This is a genomic window from Streptomyces sp. NPDC005423 (genome assembly GCF_040606415.1).
In the GTDB taxonomy this organism is placed as follows: domain Bacteria; phylum Actinomycetota; class Actinomycetes; order Streptomycetales; family Streptomycetaceae; genus Streptomyces.
Genome location: NZ_JBEXET010000060.1, coordinates 18,985 through 40,154, shown reverse-complemented (window position 1 = coordinate 40,154; position 21,170 = coordinate 18,985). Strand labels below are relative to the sequence as shown.

Below are 21,170 nucleotides of genomic sequence, written 5' to 3'. Positions count from 1 at the left end.
CGCCCGGTTACATTTCGAACCCGGAAGCTAAGCCTTACAGCGCCGATGGTACTGCAGGGGGGACCCTGTGGGAGAGTAGGACACCGCCGAACAATTCTTGGAGGACCCCTGGTCCCAGCGTTCAGCTGGGGCCAGGGGTCCTTTTTTGTTTTTTTCCGAAGCGCGCTGAGTACCTGGCTGCGCGAGAATGACTAGCAGTACCGAAGACAGGAGTCACCCATGCCCACCAACTCTCCCGACGACCGACCGGAACGCGATCAGCGGCGACGGGACAGTGGTGACCGTGGTGGCTACCGTGGCGCTCCCGGCCGTAGCAACGATCGTGGCAATGACCGCGGTGGCAGCACCGGTGATCGCGGCGGCTACGGCCGTCGCGAGGATAACCGCGGCAGTGACAGCCGTGGCAGTGACAGCCGCGGCAGCGACAACCGTGGTGGCAGTTACCCCCGGCGTGATGACAACCGTGGGGGCGACAATCGCGGTGGCGCCGGTGGTGGTTATGTCCGTCGTGACGACCGTTCTGCCGGCCCGCGTCGTGATGACCGTCCCGGTGGGTTCCGCCGCGACGACAACCGTGGCGAGCGTCCCCCGTTCCGCCGCGATGACCGTGACAGCCGCGACAACCGTGGCGACCGTGGCGATGACAACCGTGGTGACCGCGGTGGGTTCCGCCGGGACGACAGTCGTGGTGAGCGCCCGCCTTTCCGTCGTGACGACAGTCGTGGCGAGCGCCCCCCCTTCCGCCGCGACGACAGCCGAGGCGAACGCCCGGCCTTCCGCCGTGATGACAACCGTGGTGGCGACACCCGCGGTGGCGCCGGTGGTGGTTATGTCCGTCGTGACGACCGTTCTGCCGGCCCGCGTCGTGATGACCGTCCCGGTGGGTTCCGCCGCGACGACAACCGTGGCGAGCGCCCCGCGTTCCGCCGCGACGACCGCGACAACCGGGGCGATCGCCGGGACGACAGTCGTGGTGAACGTCCGCCGTTCCGTCGTGACGACAGCCGCGGTGACCGGCCGGCCTTCCGGCGCGATGACAGCCGTGGTGAGCGTCCGCCGTTCCGTCGTGACGACCGCCGTGACGACAGCCGTGGTGAGCGTCCGCCGTTCCGTCGTGACGACCGCCGTGACGACAGTCGCAGTGAGCGTCCGCCCTTCCGTCGTGACGACCGCCGTGACGACCGTCGTGACGACAGCCGCGGTGACCGGCCGGCCTTCCGTCGGGATGACAGTCGTGGTGAGCGTCCGCCGTTCCGTCGTGACGACCGCCGTGACGACAGTCGCAGTGAGCGTCCGGCCTTCCGTCGTGATGACAACCGTGGGGGCGACAACCGTGGCGGCGGTGGCGGCGGTGGCGGTGGTTATGTCCGTCGTGACGACCGTTCTGCCGGCCCGCGTCGTGATGACCGTCCCGGTGGGTTCCGCCGCGACGACAACCGTGGCGAGCGTCCCCCGTTCCGCCGCGATGACCGTGACAGCCGCGACAACCGTGGCGAGCGCCGCGACACCGACCGCGGGGGCTTCGGTGGGCGGGACTCGCGTGACGACCGCGGCCGTGCGCCTCAGCGGGACGACCGCCCCGGTGGCTTCCGCCGGGACGACAGCCGTGGTGAGCGTCCGCCCTTCCGTCGTGACGACAGCCGTGGCGACCGCGGAGACCGTGGCGGCTACCCGCGTCGCGACGACCGCCGTGGCGACGACCGGCGCGATGGCGGCAGCCGGTTCCGGGACGAGCGGGACCGTGACCGGGAGCCGATCAAGCGGCTGCCGATCCCCGAGGACGTCACCGGCGAGGAGATCGACAAGGACGTACGGCAGGAGCTCCAGAGCCTGCCCAAGACGCTCGCGGAGGACGTCGCCAAGAACCTGGTGATGGTCGCCAGGCTCATCGACGAGGACCCCGAGACCGCCTACGCCTACTCCAAGATCGCCCTGCGGCTGGCGTCGCGTGTCGCCGCCGTACGCGAGGCGGCCGGGTTCGCGGCGTACGCGAACCAGAAGTACAGCGAGGCGCTCGCCGAGTTCAGGGCGGCCCGGCGGATGACCGGCGGGGTGGACCTGTGGCCCGTGATGGCCGACTGCGAGCGTGGGCTCGGGCGGCCGGAGAAGGCGCTGGACATGGCCGGGGCCCCGGAGGTGCACAAGCTGGACAAGGCCGGACAGGTCGAGATGCGGCTCGTCGCGGCCGGTGCCCGGCGTGACATGGACCAGCTCGACGCGGCCATCGTGACATTGCAGAGCCCCGAGCTGGCCTCGAACTCCGTGCAGCCGTGGACCGCGCGCCTGCGGTACGCGTACGCCGACGCGCTTCTCGCCGTCGGGCGTGAGGGCGAGGCGCGGGAGTGGTTCGCCAAGGCCGTGGAGTCCGACAAGGACGGCAGTACGGACGCGTCGGACCGGCTCGCCGAGATGGACGGTGTCGAGTTCGTTGACGCGTTCGACGAGAGCGAGGCCGACGACGAGACCGAGGACCAGGACGAGGTTCGGCCCGACACCCAGGTCACCGAGGTCACCGAGGGCGACGAGCCCTCGGCCGTCTCCCCGGAGGCCGTCGACGACGAGATCGACGACGAGGCCGAGGTCCAGGTCCAGGTCCAGGTCCAGGTCCAGGTCAAGGACGAGACCGACGTCGAGGATGAAGGTGACGACGATGTCGTCGTCTCCCAGCACAGCGACGAGGACGACGAGCACCTCACGCACGACAAGCACGACGACGCCGGCCAGGACGACAAGGACTGACCTCAGCGGCGGACAGTGACATGGGCGGGCCCCCGGCAACGGGAGCCCGCCCTTTCGCTTTTCCGGGAGTCGGAGGAGCCGGAGGAGTCAGAGATCCAGGGCCCGCAGCACCAGGCCCGACGCCGGCTTGGGGCCGAACGACGTCGATTTGCGGGGCATCGTGACGCCCTGGCGGGCCAGGTCGCGGACGACCTCCTCGCGTACCGGGTGCATGAGGACGGCCGTACCGTCGTCGCGTTCCGCCTTGTCGACCGTGGCGGCCGTGTCGTGGATGTAGGCGATGTGGGCCGGGGAGTCCTCGGGAACGTGCCACACGTGGGCGAGGAGGGTGGCGTGCAGGACCGTGGCGTCCAGGGTGCGCCAGGCCGCCGGGCGGTCGGCGGGGATCGTACGGGCGAGGAGGGCCGGGTCCGGGCGGTCCACGAGGTGGAAGGCGCCGTCGCCGGCGAGGAGGAACGCGTTGCCCGCGCAGGCCGCGTCGGCGAGCGTCTCCAGGGCCTCGGGCAGAGGGGCGTCCAGGTGGCGTACGCGGAAGAGGCCGTCGAGGGCGGCGAGGGCGTCGGCCACCGGGACACCGTGCAGGAGGCGGTGGATGGCGCGGACGCGGAGCGGGTAGCGGACCGTGTCGACGAGGAGGACGAGGCCGTAGTCCCAGGGGCTGGGGGAGGGGTGCTCCGCGCGGAGGCGGCGGTAGGTGGCCCAGCGGTGGTGGCCGTCGGCGATCAGTGCCTGGTGCTGGGCCAGGTCGGCCTGGACCAGGGCCAGTTCGGCGGGGTCGGTGACCGACCACAGGCGGTGGCCGTAACCGTCCTCCGTGGTCGTCGACAGGAGCGGGGGCTGCTCGGCGGTGCGCTCGACCACGGTGGTGGCGGCCTCCTTCGAGCCGGTGCCCCGGTAGGTCAGGAGCAGGGGTTCGAGGTTGGCGGAGGTGGCCCGCATCAGGGCCGCGCGGTCCGCGACGACATGCGGCATGACGTCCTCATGGGGCAGGACCACGCCCTCGGAGGGGTCGGACAGCCGCAGGGCGCCTATCACGCCGCGTTGCAGCATGCCGTTCCCGTCGTGCTGCTCGTACACGTACAGGCCGGGTTCTGGATCGGCGGCCAGGACCCCCTCGGAGAGCCAGCGGCGGAGGGTGCCGGCGGCCTGTTCGTTGCGGACGTCGGAGGTGGTCGCCTGCGGGAGGATCAGCCGGACGATGTTGTGCGGATCGGAGTCCTGGAGGTGGTGCAGGCCGTCGGGGCGTACGACGACGTCGTACGGCGGCGATGTCACGGCGGCCAGACTGCCGACCCGGTCGGGGTCGTAGCGGAGACCTCGGAACGGGGTGAGTTCCAGGCCCCGGCGCTCCATTGCCTCCGAGTGACCTGCAGTGTTCATCCCGGCATCGTACGTGTGTCAGTGGCATGCGGGATGATCGATGGAAAGCGATCGAACGAGGAGCGATGTGGAATGAGCCAGAGCGTCAGGACACGGCCCGAGGGCAGTGGCCAGGCCCTGAGCGAGGCGTACGACACGGCGCTGCTCGACCTGGACGGCGTGGTGTACACGGGGGGCAGCGCGATCGCGCACGCGGTCGACTCGCTCGCCACCGCCCACCGGGGCGGGATGCGTCTCGCGTACGTCACCAACAACGCGCTGCGTACCCCGGACGCGGTGGCCGGTCACCTCACCGAGTTGGGGATACCGACGGGCGCCGACGACGTCATCACCTCCGCGCAGGCGCTGGCCCGGCTGATCGCGGAGCAGGTGCCGGCGGGCGCCCGGGTCCTGGTGATCGGCGGGGAGGGGCTGAAGGTCGCCCTGCGCGAGCGCGGTCTTGAGCCCGTCGAATCGGCGGACGACGAGCCGGTCGCGGTCGCGCAGGGATACGGCGGCCCGGAGCTGGCGTGGGGGCGTTTCGCGGAGGCCTGTTACGCGATCGCTCGCGGGGTGCCGTGGTTCGCGTCCAACACCGACCTGACGATCCCGAGCGCGCGCGGTATCGCGCCGGGCAACGGCGCGGCGGTGGAGGTCGTACGGATCGCCACCGGCGCCGAGCCGCAGGTGGCCGGGAAGCCGCTGCCGCCGATGCACCGCGAGACGATCCTGCGGACCGGGGCCGAGCGGCCGCTGGTGGTCGGGGACCGGCTGGACACGGACATCGAGGGGGCGTTCAACGGGGGCGTCGACTCGCTGCTGGTGCTGACCGGTGTCACCGACGGACCGCAGCTGCTCGCCGCCCCGCCGCGGCACCGGCCGACCTTCGTCGACGCCGATCTGCGGGGCATGCTCACCGGCCAGCCGGAGGTCACCGGGGTCAACGACGGCTTCCGGTGCGGGGGTTGGATGGCGAAGGCGGGTTCCGGGGGGCTGGAGCTGGAGGGTGACGGCGAGGCCCTGGACGGTCTGCGTGCCCTGTGCGCGGTGGCCTGGACGGCGGCCGGTGAGGGTTCGTGCGAGCTGGACGGAGGCAAGGCGCTGGCGCGGCTGGAGCTGTGAGGCTGCGGCGTTCACGGTCCTGGTCGGGTGCCCGGGCCGGCCGCTCCGGAGCGCCGACGAGGACTCGCACCCGGGCGTGAGCCTGCGTCAGGCGACGGGCGGGGCCGGGGACTCGTCGGGCGTCCTGGCCGTCGTCCTGGTCGACGTCCCGGTCGTCGTCCTGGGCTTCGTCCTTGGTGCCGCCGACGTGCCCGTTCCTGCCTGTTCCCCTGCCCCCCTGCCGGCCTCGGGCCGGGCCCGCCGTCGGGCGGTCTGCGTCGCGGGCGGGGTGACGGGTCCGGCGAAGATCGCGCGGGTACCGGGGCTGGTTCCGCTCGCGGTATCGATCGCCGATGGCAGGGTAGGCTAACCTAACCTCGTGTTGGTCGACAGTCCTCCTCAGCAGCGCGCGGAGACCGCCCCCGCGCCCCCGGCCCACCGGGCGGTCCGCGCACTCGGGCTCCTCGCCTCGGTGGCACTCCTGGCCCTCGTCACCCTGGCGAGCATCGCGATCGGCGCCAAGGCGCTGTCGGTGGGCGAGGTCTGGCACGGCCTCTTCCACGACTCGGGCACGTACGCCGACGTGGTGGTCGGCGACCGCGTCTCCCGTACGGTCCTCGGGCTGCTCGCGGGCGCCGCGCTCGGGCTGTCCGGCGCGGTGCTCCAAGCGCTCACCCGTAATCCGCTGGCCGACCCCGGTCTGCTCGGCATCAACGCGGGCGCGTCGGCCGCCGTCGTCACCGCCATCACCTACTTCGGCGTCACCTCGCTGAGCGGCTACGTCTGGTTCGCCTTCTGCGGGGCGGCGGCCGTCGGCACGCTGGTCTGGTTCCTCGGCGGCAGCCGGGGCGCCACCCCGGTCCGGCTCGCGCTCGCCGGCACCGCGATCAGCGCCGCGCTCTACGGCTACCTCCAGGCCGTGATGATCATGGACGACGCGGCGCTCTCCAAGATGCGCTTCTGGACGGTGGGTTCACTGGCCTCCGCCACGGGCTCCACGATCACCCAGGTCGCGCCCTTCCTCGCGGCAGGCACCGTGCTCGCCCTGCTGCTGGCCCGGCCGCTGAACGCCGTCGCGATGGGCGACGACACCGCCCGCGCGCTCGGCGCCCACCTGACCCGCACCCGGGCGCTGGCGATGCTCGCCGCGACCGTGCTGAGCGGGGCGGCGACCGCGGCGTGCGGGCCGATCGTCTTCGTCGGCCTGATGGTTCCGCACGCCGTGCGCTCCTTCACCGGACCCGACCTGCGCTGGATCCTGCCGTACGCCACCGTCCTGTCGCCCGTGCTGCTGCTCGGCGCCGATGTCCTGGGCCGGCTGGTCGCGCGGCCCGCCGAACTCCAGGTCGGCATCGTCACCGCGATCCTCGGCGGTCCGGTCTTCATCCTTCTCGTACGACGACGCAGGACGGCGCAGCTGTGAAGCCCCCACGCCCCCAGACCCCCCGTCCCCGGATTCCGGATCAGCAGGCCCCCGAACCGCGGGCCGCCCGTCCCGGTGTCCCGCGCACGCGGACCGTACGCGCGGGCGGCGTCGCGGTGCGGCTCGACGTCCGTGCCGCGGCTGTCGTCATCCTGCTGCTGCTCTGCGCGCTCACCGCGAGCGTCGTACTGATCGGCACCGGTGACTTCCCCATCTCCGCCTCGGACGTTCTCAAGACGCTCTTCGGGGGCGGCGACCCGGGCCAGGAGTTCATCGTCGAGGAACTGCGGCTGCCCCGCGTCCTCGTCGGACTGCTGGTCGGCGCCGCGCTCGGGCTCGGCGGCGCCCTGTTCCAGTCCATCTCCCGCAATCCGCTGGGCAGTCCGGACGTACTCGGGCTCTCGCAGGGGTCGACGGCCGGTGCCCTCGTCATGATCGTGCTGTACTCCGGCAGCGCTACGGCCGTCACCCTGGGGGCGCTCGTCGGCGGACTGGTGACCGGTGCCGCCATCTATCTGCTCGCCTGGAAGCAGGGTGTGCACGGTTACCGGCTGGTCCTGGTCGGCATTGGTGTCTCCGCCGTCGTCACCGCGGTCAACGGCTATCTGCTCACCAAGGCCGACCTGGTCGACGCGGCCCGCGCGGTCGTCTGGATGACCGGCTCCCTCAACGGCCGTGACTGGACCCAGGTCTGGCCGCTGCTCGCGCTCTGCGCCGTCCTGCTGCCGCTCGTCCTCGCCAACGCGCGCGGGCTGCGGACGCTGGAGATGGGCGACGACGTGTCGTACGCCCTCGGGGTGCGCGTCGAGCGCGTACGGCTGCTGCTGATGGTGGCCGCCGTACTGCTCACCTCGGCCGCGACCGCCGCCGCCGGTCCGGTCGGCTTCGTGGCGCTCACCGCGCCGCAGCTGGCCCGGCGCCTGACCCGCGCGCCGGGGCCCAACCTGATGCCCTCCCTGTGCATGGGGGCCACGCTCCTGGTCACCGCCGACTGGGCCTCCCAACGGGCTTTCGGCGCCGACCAGTTGCCCGTCGGTGTGGTCACCGGGGTCCTCGGCGGGGTCTACCTGCTGTGGCTCCTCGTCACCGAGCGCAGGGCGGGCCGGATATGACCTTCTCGGCGCACGAGAACAACGCAAGGAGCACTGTGAACCGCCTGTCCGCCGAGAACGTCACCCTCGCCTACGACCAGCGCGTCATCGCGCGCCGGCTGTCGGTGGAGATCCCCGACAACTCCTTCACGGTGATCGTCGGCCCGAACGCCTGCGGCAAGTCCACGCTGCTGCGCGCCCTGTCCCGGATGCTGAAGCCCGACGAGGGCCGGGTACTGCTCGACGGACAGGTCATCCAGTCGATGCCCGCGAAGAAGGTCGCACGGACCCTGGGGCTGCTGCCGCAGTCCTCGATCGCGCCCGACGGGATCACCGTCGGCGACCTCGTGGGCCGCGGCCGGTATCCGCACCAGGGCCTCCTGCGCCAGTGGTCGGCCGAGGACGAGCGGGTCGTCCGGGAGTCGATGGCGCGGACCGGGGTCGCCGAACTCGCCGACCGCTACGTCGACGAGCTCTCCGGCGGTCAGCGCCAGCGCGTGTGGATCGCCATGGCGCTCGCCCAGCAGACCCCGCTGCTGCTGCTCGACGAGCCGACCACCTACCTCGACATCCAGCACCAGATCGACGTCCTGGACCTCTGCGCCGAGCTGCACGAGGAGCAGGGCCGCACCCTGGTCGCCGTCCTGCACGACCTCAACCACGCCGCCCGCTACGCCACCCATCTCATCGCGCTGCGCGAAGGCCGGGTCATCGCCGAGGGGGCGCCCGCCGACATCGTCACGGCCGACCTGGTGGCGGAGGTCTTCGGGCTGCGCTGCCAGATCATCGACGACCCGGAGACGGGGACACCGCTGGTGGTGCCGGCCGCGCGCAAGGCACGCGCGCGTGCGGGCGTCGCCGCGCAGGCCCCGGCGATGGCCGCGCCGGAGACTACAGAAGTCCCCTGAGACGGAACAGGTCGAGCAGGCCCGTCTCCAGCTTCAGCCGGCCCGAGCCCCACGCCTTGGCGAAGTTCAGCTCGCCGTTCACCAGGGCGACCAGGTCGTCGCCCGCCATGGCGAGTCGGATCTGGGCCCGCTCGGCCGGTGCCCCCCGGACGGTGTCGTCGACCACGATCCGGCCGCCGGTCATCCGGCCGACGAACGTGCGGTCCAGGTCCGTGATGCGGCAGCTCACCGTCCGGTCCAGCTCGGCGGCGGCCCGGACATCGCCCTCGGCACCGCGCATGCCGTCCGACAGTCTCTCCAGCGCGGCGCGGCACTCCTCGATCGTTGCCATCGGCACCGACGGTACCGCAGGCCTTCGGGGTAGCGTCGGGGCATGAGCGACTCAGTGCCGGAGGCCGAGGTCCCGGCGGAAGCGGCCCCGCGAGAAGCCGCGGAACCGGCGGAACCCGCCCACGACCCGGCCGCCCCCGCCCCGCTGCTCGTGGACCGCACGCCCAGCGGCGACGCCGATGTCGACGCCCGGCTGGCGCGGCTGGCCGACGCCGACCACCTCGCCACCGACGGGCACATCGAGGTGTACGAGGATGTGCACCGGGGGCTGCGCGAGGCGCTCAGCGCGCTCGACGGCCGCCCGGGACCTCCGGTGCCCGCCCGTCACCCGACCACCGCCCCTCGGTGAGACCCTTCGGGTCGCACCGTTCCATCGCCGTACGAAAACAGGAGCTGAACCGAACGTGGCAGGAGTGGCACGCCGCCGTCTCGACGCCGAGCTGGTCCGGCGCAGACTCGCGCGCTCGCGCGAGCACGCCGGCCAGCTGATCGCCGCCGGGCGGGTCTCCGTCGGCAAGACCGTCGCGACCAAGCCGGCCACCCAGGTGGAGACCGCCGCCCCCATCGTCGTCGCCCAGGACGACGGCGACCCCGATTACGTCTCCCGGGGCGGCCACAAACTCGCGGGCGCCCTGGGGGTGTTCGTACCCCAGGGGCTGCTGGTCGAGGGGCGGCGGGCGCTCGACGCGGGCGCGTCCACCGGCGGCTTCACCGACGTCCTGCTCCGGGCGGGCGCGGCGGGGGTCGTCGCCGTCGACGTGGGATACGGCCAACTCGCCTGGTCTCTGCGGAGCGATGAACGCGTCACCGTCAAGGACCGTACGAACGTACGCGAGTTGACGCTCGAAGCGATCGATGGGGAGCCTGTGGATCTTGTCGTGGGGGATCTGTCCTTCATCCCGCTCGGACTGGTGCTGCCCGCCCTGGTGCGGTGTGCGAAGCCCGACGCGGACCTGGTCATGATGGTCAAGCCGCAGTTCGAGGTCGGGAGGGAACGGCTGGGCAGCGGCGGTGTGGTACGCAGTCCCGAGCTGCGTGCCGAGGCCGTGCGCGCGGTGGCCGGGCGGGCGCGGGAACTCGGACTGGGGGTGCGGGGTGTCACCGCCAGCCCGCTGCCCGGACCTTCGGGGAATGTCGAGTACTTTCTGTGGCTGCGGGCCGGGGCACCCGAACTGGACCCGGCCGACGTTGACCGTGCAGTGGCGGAGGGCCCCCGTTGACCCAGAACCGAGCTCGTACTGTTTTCCTGCTCACCCACACCGGCCGGCCTGCGGCCATCCGCAGCGCCGAACTCGTCGTCAAGGGGCTGCTCCACTCCGGCATCGGGGTGCGCGTCCTGGAGTACGAGGCCCGCGACCTGCCGCTCTCCGACGAGGTGGAGACGGTCCGCGAGGCCACCCCGCAGTGCCTTGAGGGGTGCGAGCTGCTCATCGTCCTCGGCGGCGACGGCACGCTGCTGCGCGGCGCGGAGTTCGCGCGGGCGTCCGGGGTGCCGATGCTCGGCGTCAACCTCGGCAGCGTCGGGTTCCTCGCGGAGGCCGAGCGGGACGACCTCGACAAGGTCGTGGACCGGGTGGTCACCAAGTCGTACGAGGTCGAGGAGCGGATGACCGTCGACGTCGTCGTGCACCGCAACGGCGACATCGTGCACACCGACTGGGCGCTGAACGAGGCGGCCGTGCAGAAGGCGTCCGCGGAGAAGCTGCTCGAAGTCGTGCTGGAGATCGACGGCCGCCCGGTGACCGGGTTCGGCTGCGACGGGATCGTGTGCGCGACGCCCACCGGGTCCACGGCGTACGCGTTCTCGGCGGGCGGCCCGGTGGTGTGGCCGGAGGTCGAGGCGCTGCTGATGGTGCCGATCAGCGCGCACGCGCTGTTCGCGAAACCGCTGGTGACCTCGCCGGACTCCGTGCTCGCCGTGGAGATGCTGCCGCACGTTCCGCCGGGGGTGCTCTGGTGCGACGGGCGGCGGACCGTGGAACTGCCGGCCGGGGCCCGGGTGGAGGTGCGGCGGGGAGCCGTGCCGGTACGGCTGGCCCGGCTGCACCACGCGTCGTTCACGGACCGGCTCGTCGCCAAGTTCGCGCTGCCCGTCTCCGGGTGGCGGGGAGCTCCGCAGTAGTCGGGGCGCGGCGCCCCGGACACCGCCCGGGCGTCGCGCCACCCCCGCCTCCGCGGGAAGCCTCGGGACCAACGAGGGCTGTGCCGCGGAGGTGACGTCCGGTTCTCGTTGGAGGGGGCGGCGTCGCACGACACCGTCAGAACCTCGTATGGTCGGGGGCGTGCTGGAGGAGATGCGGATACGGTCGCTCGGAGTCATCGACGACGCGGTCGTCGAGCTGTCACCGGGGTTCACCGCGGTGACGGGCGAGACGGGCGCGGGCAAGACCATGGTCGTCACCAGCCTCGGGCTGCTGCTGGGCGGGCGCGCCGACCCGGCGCTCGTCCGGATCGGGGCGAAGAACGCGGTCGTCGAGGGGCGGATCGCGGTGCCGCCCGCCTCCGCGGCCGTCCTGCGGGCCGAGGAGGCGGGCGCGGAGCTGGAGGACGGGGTGCTGCTCATCAGCCGTACCGTCTCCGCGGAGGGCCGCTCCCGGGCACACCTGGGCGGGCGCTCCGTGCCCGTCGGACTGCTCGCCGAGCTGGCCGACGACCTGGTCGCCGTGCACGGCCAGACCGACCAGCAGGGGCTGCTGAAGCTGTCCCGGCAGCGGCAGGCGCTCGACCGGTACGCGGGGGACGCGGTCACCGGGCTGCTCGCCAAGTACGCGGGGGCGTACCGCCGGCTGCGGGCCGTCGTCGTCGAACTGGACGAGATCACCACCCGCGCCCGCGAACGGGCCCAGGAGGCCGACCTGCTGCGCTACGGACTCGACGAGGTCGCGGCCGTGGAGCCGCGGCCCGGCGAGGACGTCGAGCTGTCGGCCGAGGCGGAGCGGCTCGGGCACGCGGAGGCGCTGGCGTCCGCCGCGACGGCCGCCCACGCCGCTCTCGCCGGCAATCCCGAGGACCCCGAGGGCATCGACGCGGCGACCCTCGTCGCGGGCGCGCAGCGGGCCCTGGAGGCGGTGCGCTCGCACGATCCGGCGCTGGCCTCGCTCACCGACCGGATCGGCGAGATCGGCATCCTGCTGGGCGATGTGGCGGGCGAGCTGGCCGGGTACGCCGACGACCTGGACGCCGATCCGCTGCGGCTGGCCGCCGTCGAGGAGCGCCGGGCCGCGCTCACCGTGCTCACCCGCAAGTACGGCGAGGACATCGCCGCCGTGCTCGCCTGGGCCGAGCGGAGCGCCGCGCGCCTGACCGAGCTCGACGGCGACGACGACCGGATCGGCGAACTGACCGCCGAGCGGGACGCGCTGCGCGGCGAACTGAGCGGTCTGGCACAGGCGTTGACCGACGCGCGGACGGAGACCGCCGAGCGGTTCGCCGCCGCGGTGACCGCCGAGCTGGCGTCGCTGGCGATGCCGCACGCGCGCGTGTCGTTCGAGATCCGGCAGACCGAGGACCCGGAGGGCGTCGAGGTCGGCGGCCGTACGGTCGCCTACGGGCCGTCGGGCGCCGACGAGGTCGAGCTGCTGCTCGCGCCGCACCCCGGCGCTCCGGCCCGGCCGATCGCCAAGGGCGCGTCAGGGGGTGAGCTGTCGCGCGTGATGCTCGCCGTGGAGGTGGTGTTCGCGGGGACGGACCCGGTGCCGACGTATCTCTTCGACGAGGTCGACGCCGGTGTCGGCGGCAAGGCGGCGGTGGAGATCGGGCGGCGGCTCGCGAAACTCGCGAAGACCGCGCAGGTCGTCGTCGTGACCCACCTGCCCCAGGTGGCCGCGTTCGCCGACCGGCAGCTGCTGGTGGAGAAGACCAGCGACGGGTCGGTCACCCGGTCCGGGGTGAAGGTCCTCGAAGGCGAGGAGCGGGTACGGGAGTTGTCCCGGATGCTGGCCGGCCAGGAGGACTCAGAGACGGCCCGCGCGCACGCGGAGGAACTGCTGGCGACGGCCAGGGCGGACAAGCAGCCCCTCTGACCGTCCGACGGCGGGCGGCCTGCGCGGCCCGCGCGGGCCGTCGGGGGCGGATGCCCGACCGTCACGCGCCGGGCCGGACGGCCGAGGCCCGTCCGGCGGCCCGGATGATCCCGCGCCCGCCGTGGACCGCCTCCTCCGCGCGCTCCACCGCCGTGGGGAACGGACGGGTCCGGCCGCTCGCCCACACCGCCGCGCCGGTGGCCGCGGCGGTGGACGGGGAGCGGGTGAGTGAGGCGGCGCGCACGCTGTGAGCGAGGCACGCGCGCTCACTCGTACGGGTGAACCATCCCGCCGTGTTGCCCGCCCGTGCGGCCTCCTCGGCGTTCGATGTCGCCGGAACACCCGTACGTGCTGGCATCCTTGAGTGCGAACGCGTAGGAGTGTGCGGTCCACCCCCACCGCCCGATCCTTCTGTACTTTCTTCGTGACCGCCCGTCGCCGAACCAGGAGCCCCGGCCACGTGACCCCCGTGAGCAGCCACTCACCGCACGGCCAGTCGCCGCTGCGCACCGTGCAGGTGCTCGGCGGAGGGAACGCCGGCAGCAGCGCCCATGTGCGCTCCCTGGCCTCCGGGCTCGTCGCGCGGGGCGTGCGGGTCACGGTCTGCGCCCCCACCGACGCCGATCACGCCTACGATTTCACGGGAGCCGGCGCCGAACACGTGCACGTCCCGCGCAGCAGCGACCCCGGCTCCGTGGCCGCGCTGCGGGCGGCCTGCGCCCACGCCGACCTGGTGCACGCGCACGGGCTGCACGCCTCCTTCCGCGCGGTCCTCGCGCTCAGCGGCCGGTCCACCCCGCTCGTCGTCACCTGGCACAACCGCGCCCACGCCGAGGGAGCCCGCGCCCATCTGCTGCGGCTGCTGGAGCGGCGGGTCGTGAAGGCCGCCGCCGTGGTGCTCGGCACCACGTCCGACCTGGTCGACCGGGCCCGCCGTACCGGAGCGCGGGACGCGCGGCTCGCGGCCGTCGCGCTGCCCGGCCCGCGCGCGGCCGTCGAGCCCGAGGACGCCGACCGGCTGCGCCCCAAGATCCGGGCCGAACTCGGCGCCGTGGACAGCCCGTTGCTCCTTGCCGTCGGCTCACTGGACCCGTCGCGGGGCTACGGCACCCTGCTCGACGCCGCACGGGAGTGGCGGGGCCTGGACCCCGTACCGCTGGTCGTGATCGCGGGGGAGGGGCCGCTGCGGGCGGAGCTCCAGCGGCGGATCGACGACGAGGAGCTGCCGGTGCGGCTGATCGGCCGCCGCGACGACGTGGACGACCTGCTCACCGCCGCCGATCTCGTTCTCCTGTCCAGCAGTTGGGAGCCCCGCTCGGTCCTCGCCCAGGAGGCCCTGCACGCCCGCGTCCCCCTCGTCGCGACCGCCGTCGGCGGCATCCCCGACCTCGTCGGCGACGCGGCCGAACTCGTCCCCCACGGCGACGCGCGGGCCCTCGCCGCCGCCGTCGTCCGCCTGCTCTCCGACCCCGAACGCCGGTCAGCGTTGCGGGAGATGGGCACCCGCCAGGCGGCCACCTGGCCCACCGAGGACGAGACGGTGGCCCAAGTCCTCAGCGTCTACGACGAGTTGACGCGTCCCCTGCCGCTGCCCTGACGGCCGGACTCATGGCACGAGCCGACGCGCCCGCAGCGCCAGGCTCAACGCCAGTACCGTCTGCGGGTCTTCGAGGTCCGTGCCCAGCAACTCCCCTATCCGGGCGAGCCGGTTGTAGAGGGTCTGCCGGTTGAGGTGGAGCTCGCGGGCGGTCTCCGCCTTGCGGCCCGCGTGCGCCAAGTACGTTTCCAGGGTGGGCAGCAGCGGCGGCTTGGAGCGGTTGTCGTGGTCCCGGAGCGGGCCGATGGCGCGGTCCACGAAGGCTGCCAGGTCCGGATGGTCGCGCAGCCGCCACAACAGCAGGTCGATGTCCAGGCGCCGCGCGTCGTACCAGGCACTGCCGGTCAGGCCTTCGGCCGCCGTGGCCGTCTCGGCGGCGTGCCGCAGGCTCGCCGACGCGGTCGCCCAGCCGCCGGCCACCCCGACCACCACGACCGGCGGCCAGGCGTCCGGCCGCTGCGTTCCGGCCCGCTCCACCCCGGCGCGCAGCGCCGCCGCCACCCGGTCCGCGACCGTCGACCGCTCCGACTCCGACCGCAGGCCCAGCAGCAGCGGCACCCGGCCCTCGACCGGCCGTACGCCGAGCAGGACCGGGACCCCGACCGAGGCCAGCTCCTCGGCGACCGCGCGCGCCAGGACCGCCCAGCCGCCGGGCGAGGACACCGCGTCACCCAGCCGCATCACCACCGGCAGCAGCGGGCCGGCGCCCGGCCGGAAGCCCAGGACGCGGGCCTGCGCCGGGGCGTCCGCGGCGGCGATCCGCCCCTCGGCGAGATCGGTGAGGAAGTCACCGCGCCCGCGGGCCGCCAACTCCTCCTCCTGGCGGGCCTGCATCAGGACGACGGCCAGGATGCCGACGGCCCGTTCGGCGGCGATCCGGTGCACCGGCGCCAGCGGGGCGCGGACGGGCAGCAGGACTATCCGGGCCCGGACCGAGCCGGTGGTGCCCGGCCCGCCGCCGGGCACGTCGACCAGGACCGAACCGGCCGACGGCGCGTCCCCCTCGCGCTGGCCGCGCAGCCCCTCCCACACCTGGAGCGCGTCGGTGCCCTCGGGCCCGGCCCCGGCGGCGTACAGGAGCCGGCCGTCCGTCGTCTCCAGGAAGACCGGGTTGCCGCTGAAGTCGGCCAGGATGCTCAGGACCTGCGGTACTCCGCCGCCGCCCAGCAGGGCCTCCGTACAGCGGCGGTGGACCTCCTCGGCCTGCTGGAGCAGCGCGTAGTGGCCGTTGACGATCTCGGTGTGGATCTCCTCGGTCACCGTGACGAACGGCACCTCGCGGTGCAGCTGGACCAGGGGCAGACCGGCCGCCCGGGCCGTCTCGACGAGGGTGGCGGGCAGCCGGGTGAAGCGGGGGCCGAGTTCGACGACCAGGGCGGCGATACCGCGCTCGGCGAGCGTGCGGACGAAGGCCCGCTGCTCCGCCGGGCGGGTGCCGAGGCCGTAGCCCGTGGTCAGGAGCAGTTCGCCGCCCTTGAGCAGCGACGCGATGTGCGGCACCTCACCCGCGTGCACCCAGCGCACCGTCCGCCGCAGCCGGTCGGCCCCCGCCAGGACCTCCGGCAGCCCGCTGCGCAGGCCGGGCAGCTCCAGCGCCCGCTGCACGGTGATCCCGGCGCCCTGGGTGTCGAACGTGCTCTCCGTACGGCTGTCCATACAGCGGACGCTACCTGCGGGAACGCCCCGGACACAGCTGGGGTCCGGGGCGTGGGCTCAGCCCCCGTACGCCCCGGAGGCCGTCAGCCGCAGCGCGGTGTCGATCAGCGGGACATGGCTGAAGGCCTGCGGGAAGTTGCCGACCTGGCGCTTCAGACGGGGGTCCCACTCCTCGGCCAGCAGACCGAGGTCGTTGCGGAGCGAGAGCAGCTTCTCGAAGAGTTTGCGCGCCTCGTCCACGCGGCCGATCATCGCGAGGTCGTCCGCCATCCAGAACGAGCAGGCCAGGAAGGCGCCTTCGTCGCCCGGCAGGCCGTCCACGCCCTCGCTCGTGCCCGAGGTCGGGTAGCGCAGGATGAAGCCGTCCGGGGTGGACAGCTCCCGCTGGATCGCCTCGATCGTGCCGATCACCCGCTTGTCGTCCGGCGGCAGGAAGCCCATCTGCGGGATGAGCAGCAGCGAGGCGTCCAGCTCCTTCGAGCCGTACGACTGGGTGAAGGTGTTGCGCTCCTTGTCGTAGCCCCGCTCGCACACGTCCCGGTGGATGTCGTCGCGCAGTTCGCGCCACTTGTCCAGGGGTCCGTCCGCGTCGCCGGACTCGATCAGCTTGATGGTCCGGTCGACCGCCACCCAGGCCATGACCTTGGAATGGACGAAGTGGCGGCGCGGGCCGCGCACCTCCCAGATCCCCTCGTCCGGCTCGTCCCAGTGCTTCTCCAGGTAGCGGATCAGCTTCAGCTGGAGCAGGGAGGCGTAGTCGTTGCGGGCCAGGCCGGTCATGTGGGCCAGGTGCAGGGCTTCGGTGACCTCGCCGTAGACGTCCAGCTGGAGCTGGTGCGCGGCGCCGTTGCCGACCCGGACGGGGCCGGACTGCTCGTAGCCGGGCAGCCAGTCCAGCTCCGCCTCGCCGAGTTCCCGCTCGCCGGCGATGCCGTACATGATCTGGAGGTTCTCCGGGTCGCCGGCCACCGCGCGCAGCAGCCACTCGCGCCAGGCGCGGGCCTCCTCGCGGTAGCCGGTGCGCAGCAGCGAGGAGAGGGTGATCGCCGCGTCGCGCAGCCAGGTGTAGCGGTAGTCCCAGTTGCGGACGCCGCCGATCTCCTCCGGGAGGGAGGTGGTGGGCGCGGCGACGATGCCGCCGGTCGGCGCGTAGGTGAGGGCCTTCAGCGTGATCAGCGAGCGGATCACCGCCTCGCGGTACGGGCCGTGGTACGTACAGTGCTCGACCCAGTCCCGCCAGAAGTCCTCGGTCGCCACCAGGGACTGCTCCGGCTCCGGAAGAGGCGGCGGCTGCTTGTGGGAGGGCTCCCAGGAGATCGTGAACGCGATCCGGTCACCCGGTGCGACGGTGAAGTCCGCGTAGGTGGTCAGCGACTTGCCGTAGGTCTCGGCGGTGGTGTCGAACCACACCGAGTCCGGGCCCGCCACGGCCACCGTGCGTCCCTCGTGCTTGTGCACCCAGGGGACGACCCGGCCGTAGGAGAAGCGCATCCGCAGGGTCGAGCGCATCGGGACGCGCCCGGAGACGCCCTCCACGATGCGGATCAGCTGCGGGGCGCCGTCACGCGGGGGCATGAAGTCCGTCACGCGGACCGTGCCGCGTGTGGTGTCCCACTCCGACTCCAGGATCAGGGAGTCGCCGCGGTAGCTCCGCCGGGCCGCCCGGGGCGGCGGGGTGTCCGCCGGGTGGGCCGGGCCCAGCCGCCAGAAGCCGTGCTCCTCGGTGCCGAGCAGGCCGGCGAAGATGGCGTGCGAGTCGAAGCGGGGCAGGCACAGCCAGTCCACCGTGCCGTCGCGGCAGACCAATGCGGCAGTCTGCATGTCTCCGATAAGTGCGTAGTCTTCGATGCGCCCGGCCACGTGCAACTCCAGTCGAACGGCCACGTCGCCCCCAGGTAGGGGCGGTCGCTCCAGCGGTCAAGGGATCGTTGTTGAGGATCGTTGTAGTGCGTCGCTGATCGGTGAGGCAAAACAACAGTCAGTGCTCAACGAACTGACGAGCTCTCGGTGTTCCGGGTATTACGGCCGGGGGGTGGTGCCGTGTTGCGGGTAGGGCTCGGCAGCGAGTGTCCGAGCAGGATACGACGCACGTAGATGATCTGTGTGCCGCTCCGGACAACGGACCCACGCCGAACGGGTGAGCAGCGGGTGCGGAGGCCGTGTCGGAGGTGCGCCTGTGCCGGCGTGTGTGCGGAGGGTGCCCGGAAGCCATCTCGGCCGGGCGCTGATACCCTGGTAGCCCGTGGACCGGTGGGCAGGAAACCCCGGAACCGCAGCGACGGCTCCTCAAGGAAAACCCGGTATCTCCGGGCGGGCAGCCGTACCGCACCCCAGACCGCGACCACGGGAGCCCCCTCTTGGCCATGCCGAACGCTGCTTTCCGAAACAGCACAGCCACGACGACCAAGCACATCTTCGTCACCGGGGGTGTCGCCTCCTCTCTCGGCAAGGGCCTCACGGCCTCCAGTCTCGGCATGCTGCTCAAGGCGCGGGGCCTGCGGGTCGTCATGCAGAAGCTGGACCCGTACCTCAACGTCGACCCGGGCACCATGAACCCGTTCCAGCACGGTGAGGTGTTCGTCACCAACGACGGTGCCGAGACCGACCTGGACATCGGACACTACGAGCGCTTCCTCGACCGCGACTTGGACGGCTCCGCCAACGTCACTACAGGCCAGGTGTACTCGACGGTCATCGCCAAGGAGCGGCGCGGCGAGTACCTGGGCGACACCGTGCAGGTCATCCCGCACATCACCAACGAGATCAAGCACCGGATCCGGCGCATGGCGACCGACGAGGTCGACGTCGTCATCACCGAGGTCGGCGGCACGGTCGGTGACATCGAGTCGCTGCCGTTCCTGGAGACGGTCCGCCAGGTCCGCCACGAGGTCGGCCGGGACAACGTCTTCGTGGTGCACATCTCCCTGCTGCCCTACATCGGCCCCTCCGGCGAGCTGAAGACCAAGCCGACCCAGCACTCGGTGGCGGCCCTGCGGAACATCGGCATCCAGCCGGACGCGATCGTGCTGCGGTGCGACCGCGAGGTGCCCACCGCGATCAAGCGCAAGATCTCGCTGATGTGCGACGTCGACGAGGCCGCCGTGGTGGCCTGCCCCGACGCCCGCTCGATCTACGACATCCCCAAGACCCTGCACGGCGAGGGTCTGGACGCCTATGTCGTCCGCAAGCTGGACCTGCCCTTCCGCGATGTGGACTGGACGACCTGGGACGACCTGCTGGACCGCGTCCACAACCCCGATCACGAGATCACCATGGCGCTGGTCGGCAAGTACATCGACCTGCCCGACGCCTACCTCTCGGTCACCGAGGCGCTGCGGGCCGGCGGCTTCGCCAACAAGGCCCGCGTCACGATCAAGTGGGTCACCTCGGACGACTGCAGGACCCCGGCGGGCGCCGCCGAGCAGCTCGGTGACGTGGACGCGATCTGTATCCCCGGCGGCTTCGGCGACCGCGGTGTCTCCGGCAAGGTCGGCGCGATCCAGTACGCCCGTGAGCACCGGATCCCGCTGCTCGGCCTCTGCCTCGGCCTGCAGTGCATCGTGATCGAGGCCGCGCGCAACCTGGCCGGCGTCCCGGACGCCAACTCCACCGAGTTCGACGCGGCCACCGGCCACCCGGTCATCTCCACCATGGCCGAGCAGCTCGACATCGTCGCCGGGGACGGCGACATGGGCGGCACCATGCGGCTGGGCATGTACCCGGCCAAGCTCGCCGAGGGCTCCCTCGTGCGCGAGGTGTACGACGGCAAGGAGTACGTGGAGGAGCGCCACCGCCACCGCTACGAGGTGAACAACGCCTACCGCGGCGAGCTGGAGAAGAAGGCCGGCCTGCAGTTCTCCGGCACCTCCCCGGACGGCAAGCTCGTGGAGTACGTGGAGTACCCCCGCGAGGTGCACCCCTACCTGGTCGCCACCCAGGCCCACCCCGAGCTGCGGTCCCGCCCGACCCGGCCGCACCCGCTCTTCGCGGGCCTGGTCAAGGCCGCTGTGGCACGCAAGACGGGCAAGTAGCACAAGAGTTGTACGGTGGCCGGGGCGCGTGCCTTCAAGAGGTGCGCGCTCCGGCCGCTCCGGCAGGCCGGTCGGGCAGGGCACGTGTGCGGAAGGACAGGGCATGACGATCAGGGACACGCACGAGGAGTGGGAGATCCGGGCCACGGAGACCCCCTTCGTGGGCAACAAGACCTCCGTGCGCACCGACGACGTGGTCATGCCGAACGGCTCGGTGGTCCGCCGCGACTACCAGGTCCATCCGGGCTCGGTGGCCGTCCTCGCCCTGGACGACGAGGACCGGGCCCTGCTCATCAGGCAGTACCGCCACCCCGTACGGCAGAAGCTGTGGGAGATCCCGGCGGGACTGCTCGACGTCCCCGGCGAGAACCCGCTGCACGCCGCCCAGCGCGAGCTGTACGAGGAGGCGCACGTCAAGGCCGAGGAGTGGCGGGTGCTGACCGACGTGTACACGACGGCCGGCGGCTGCGACGAGGCCGTACGCGTCTTCCTGGCCAGCGGTCTCTCCGAGGCGGACGGCGAGCGCTTCGAGGTCGAGGACGAGGAGTCCGACATGGAGCACGCGCGGGTGCCCCTCGGTGAACTGGTGCGCGGCGTCCTCGCGGGCGACCTGCACAACAACTGCCTCGTGGTGGGCGTCCTCGCCCTGCTCGCCGCCCGGCAGGGCGACGGCCTCGACGCGCTGCGCCCGGCTGACGCCCCCTGGCCGGCGCGTCCCTTCGACTCCTGAACCCCCGCCGGGCGTCCGCCCCCCTCCCCGCCCCCCTTCTTGGTGTGACGATCTGCTGATCCGATCGGGGGACGTCCCCGCCGCGCTCCGCCCGGAACGTCGCAGAGCGTGAACTAGGCTCGGGAAACGCCCGAACCGGAGTCCCGGCGGGCCTGCGCGCGCAAGTGGGACGGGAGTGTGGCC

Annotated in this window: 18 protein-coding genes and 1 rRNA gene; 14 read left to right on the top strand and 5 right to left on the bottom strand. The window is 72.6% G+C overall.

The genetic code is table 11. The annotated features are described in order from the left end of the window. Together rrf and ABZT12_RS35830 are read left to right on the top strand one after the other, a co-directional pair. Window positions 1-92: ribosomal RNA gene (gene rrf / locus ABZT12_RS35835) — 5S ribosomal RNA — on the top strand; the annotation flags it as partial. A gap of 1,663 nt (window positions 93-1,755) precedes the next feature. Continuing rightward, window positions 1,756-2,739, top strand: coding sequence for a hypothetical protein (locus ABZT12_RS35830; protein WP_356392914.1), 984 nt, complete (start codon window positions 1,756-1,758; stop codon window positions 2,737-2,739). 87 nt (window positions 2,740-2,826) lie between these two features. Here ABZT12_RS35830 and ABZT12_RS35825 read toward each other — a convergent pair whose 3' ends face one another. Further along, on the bottom strand, window positions 2,827-4,119 hold the full coding sequence (locus ABZT12_RS35825) for a DUF1015 domain-containing protein (protein WP_356392897.1): 1,293 nt from the start codon (window positions 4,117-4,119) through the stop codon (window positions 2,827-2,829). 72 nt (window positions 4,120-4,191) lie between these two features. Between ABZT12_RS35825 and ABZT12_RS35820 the strand changes: the two genes are divergently transcribed. From ABZT12_RS35820 to ABZT12_RS35800, 5 genes are all read left to right on the top strand, one after another. Further along, window positions 4,192-5,220, top strand: a complete 1,029-nt coding sequence (locus ABZT12_RS35820) for an HAD hydrolase-like protein (protein ID WP_356392894.1) — start codon at window positions 4,192-4,194, stop codon at window positions 5,218-5,220. 76 nt (window positions 5,221-5,296) lie between these two features. After that, entirely contained in the window at window positions 5,297-5,569 is a 273-nt protein-coding gene (locus tag ABZT12_RS35815; RefSeq protein ID WP_356392891.1) for a hypothetical protein, read from the top strand. A gap of 9 nt (window positions 5,570-5,578) precedes the next feature. Next, complete coding sequence (locus tag ABZT12_RS35810; RefSeq protein ID WP_356392888.1) at window positions 5,579-6,622, top strand: iron chelate uptake ABC transporter family permease subunit; 1,044 nt, start codon at window positions 5,579-5,581, stop codon at window positions 6,620-6,622. Window positions 6,623-6,738: 116 nt separating this feature from the next. Continuing rightward, window positions 6,739-7,734 carry an iron chelate uptake ABC transporter family permease subunit gene (locus tag ABZT12_RS35805; RefSeq protein WP_356392911.1) on the top strand — a complete coding sequence of 332 codons (996 nt, stop codon included), beginning with the start codon at window positions 6,739-6,741 and terminating at the stop codon, window positions 7,732-7,734. Then, window positions 7,731-8,621 carry an ABC transporter ATP-binding protein gene (locus tag ABZT12_RS35800; RefSeq protein WP_356392885.1) on the top strand — a complete coding sequence of 297 codons (891 nt, stop codon included), beginning with the start codon at window positions 7,731-7,733 and terminating at the stop codon, window positions 8,619-8,621. The genes ABZT12_RS35805 and ABZT12_RS35800 overlap by 4 nt, the downstream gene beginning before the upstream one ends. On the opposite strand, the gene ABZT12_RS35795 is transcribed toward ABZT12_RS35800, so the two are convergent. After that, a complete protein-coding gene (locus ABZT12_RS35795; RefSeq protein WP_356392881.1) occupies window positions 8,605-8,952 on the bottom strand; it encodes an SCP2 sterol-binding domain-containing protein in 348 nt (115 codons plus the stop codon). The genes ABZT12_RS35800 and ABZT12_RS35795 overlap by 17 nt on opposite strands. A gap of 42 nt (window positions 8,953-8,994) precedes the next feature. On the opposite strand from ABZT12_RS35795, the gene ABZT12_RS35790 reads away from it, so the two are divergent. The 4 genes from ABZT12_RS35790 (at window position 8,995) to recN (ending at window position 12,973) form a co-directional block, all read left to right on the top strand. Beyond that, window positions 8,995-9,300: a hypothetical protein gene (locus tag ABZT12_RS35790; RefSeq protein ID WP_356392878.1), complete on the top strand. Its 306-nt coding sequence runs from the start codon at window positions 8,995-8,997 to the stop codon at window positions 9,298-9,300. Window positions 9,301-9,355: 55 nt separating this feature from the next. Continuing rightward, entirely contained in the window at window positions 9,356-10,171 is an 816-nt protein-coding gene (locus ABZT12_RS35785; protein WP_356392875.1) for a TlyA family RNA methyltransferase, read from the top strand. After that, the gene (locus tag ABZT12_RS35780; protein ID WP_356392873.1) at window positions 10,168-11,073 is read left to right on the top strand and encodes an NAD kinase; all 906 of its coding nucleotides are present in this window, start codon (window positions 10,168-10,170) and stop codon (window positions 11,071-11,073) included. Before ABZT12_RS35785 ends, ABZT12_RS35780 begins: the two co-directional genes overlap by 4 nt. A gap of 148 nt (window positions 11,074-11,221) precedes the next feature. After that, window positions 11,222-12,973: a DNA repair protein RecN gene (gene recN / locus ABZT12_RS35775; RefSeq protein ID WP_356392871.1), complete on the top strand. Its 1,752-nt coding sequence runs from the start codon at window positions 11,222-11,224 to the stop codon at window positions 12,971-12,973. A gap of 61 nt (window positions 12,974-13,034) precedes the next feature. Here recN and ABZT12_RS35770 read toward each other — a convergent pair whose 3' ends face one another. After that, window positions 13,035-13,331, bottom strand: a complete 297-nt coding sequence (locus ABZT12_RS35770; protein WP_356392868.1) for a hypothetical protein — start codon at window positions 13,329-13,331, stop codon at window positions 13,035-13,037. A gap of 102 nt (window positions 13,332-13,433) precedes the next feature. On the opposite strand from ABZT12_RS35770, the gene ABZT12_RS35765 reads away from it, so the two are divergent. After that, complete coding sequence (locus ABZT12_RS35765) at window positions 13,434-14,570, top strand: glycosyltransferase family 4 protein (RefSeq protein WP_356392864.1); 1,137 nt, start codon at window positions 13,434-13,436, stop codon at window positions 14,568-14,570. Between the two features lie 9 nt (window positions 14,571-14,579). Here ABZT12_RS35765 and ABZT12_RS35760 read toward each other — a convergent pair whose 3' ends face one another. Together ABZT12_RS35760 and ABZT12_RS35755 are read right to left on the bottom strand one after the other, a co-directional pair. Beyond that, window positions 14,580-16,226 carry a PucR family transcriptional regulator gene (locus ABZT12_RS35760; protein ID WP_356392861.1) on the bottom strand — a complete coding sequence of 549 codons (1,647 nt, stop codon included), beginning with the start codon at window positions 16,224-16,226 and terminating at the stop codon, window positions 14,580-14,582. A gap of 57 nt (window positions 16,227-16,283) precedes the next feature. Further along, on the bottom strand, window positions 16,284-18,086 hold the full coding sequence (locus ABZT12_RS35755) for a glycoside hydrolase family 15 protein (protein ID WP_356392908.1): 1,803 nt from the start codon (window positions 18,084-18,086) through the stop codon (window positions 16,284-16,286). 503 nt (window positions 18,087-18,589) lie between these two features. Here ABZT12_RS35755 and ABZT12_RS35750 point away from each other — a divergent pair. Both ABZT12_RS35750 and ABZT12_RS35745 read left to right on the top strand, forming a co-directional pair. Continuing rightward, on the top strand, window positions 18,590-20,257 hold the full coding sequence (locus ABZT12_RS35750; protein WP_356392858.1) for a CTP synthase: 1,668 nt from the start codon (window positions 18,590-18,592) through the stop codon (window positions 20,255-20,257). 103 nt (window positions 20,258-20,360) lie between these two features. Further along, the gene (locus ABZT12_RS35745) at window positions 20,361-20,987 is read left to right on the top strand and encodes an NUDIX hydrolase (RefSeq protein ID WP_356392855.1); all 627 of its coding nucleotides are present in this window, start codon (window positions 20,361-20,363) and stop codon (window positions 20,985-20,987) included. Window positions 20,988-21,170: the final 183 nt, after the last annotated feature.

What these genes read in the sequence shown, in the direction of transcription:
- ABZT12_RS35770 (WP_356392868.1), bottom strand. Translation starts at nt 13,331, where the DNA reads ATGCCAGCACGTACGGGTGTTCCGGCGACATCGAACGCCGAGGAGGCC.
- ABZT12_RS35750 (WP_356392858.1), top strand. Translation starts at nt 18,590, where the DNA reads ATGCCGAACGCTGCTTTCCGAAACAGCACAGCCACGACGACCAAGCAC.
- ABZT12_RS35790 (WP_356392878.1), top strand. Translation starts at nt 8,995, where the DNA reads ATGAGCGACTCAGTGCCGGAGGCCGAGGTCCCGGCGGAAGCGGCCCCG.
- ABZT12_RS35795 (WP_356392881.1), bottom strand. Translation starts at nt 8,952, where the DNA reads ATGGCAACGATCGAGGAGTGCCGCGCCGCGCTGGAGAGACTGTCGGAC.
- ABZT12_RS35760 (WP_356392861.1), bottom strand. Translation starts at nt 16,226, where the DNA reads ATGGACAGCCGTACGGAGAGCACGTTCGACACCCAGGGCGCCGGGATC.
- ABZT12_RS35820 (WP_356392894.1), top strand. Translation starts at nt 4,192, where the DNA reads ATGAGCCAGAGCGTCAGGACACGGCCCGAGGGCAGTGGCCAGGCCCTG.
- recN (WP_356392871.1), top strand. Translation starts at nt 11,222, where the DNA reads ATGGTCGGGGGCGTGCTGGAGGAGATGCGGATACGGTCGCTCGGAGTC.
- ABZT12_RS35825 (WP_356392897.1), bottom strand. Translation starts at nt 4,119, where the DNA reads ATGAACACTGCAGGTCACTCGGAGGCAATGGAGCGCCGGGGCCTGGAA.
- ABZT12_RS35800 (WP_356392885.1), top strand. Translation starts at nt 7,731, where the DNA reads ATGACCTTCTCGGCGCACGAGAACAACGCAAGGAGCACTGTGAACCGC.
- ABZT12_RS35745 (WP_356392855.1), top strand. Translation starts at nt 20,361, where the DNA reads ATGACGATCAGGGACACGCACGAGGAGTGGGAGATCCGGGCCACGGAG.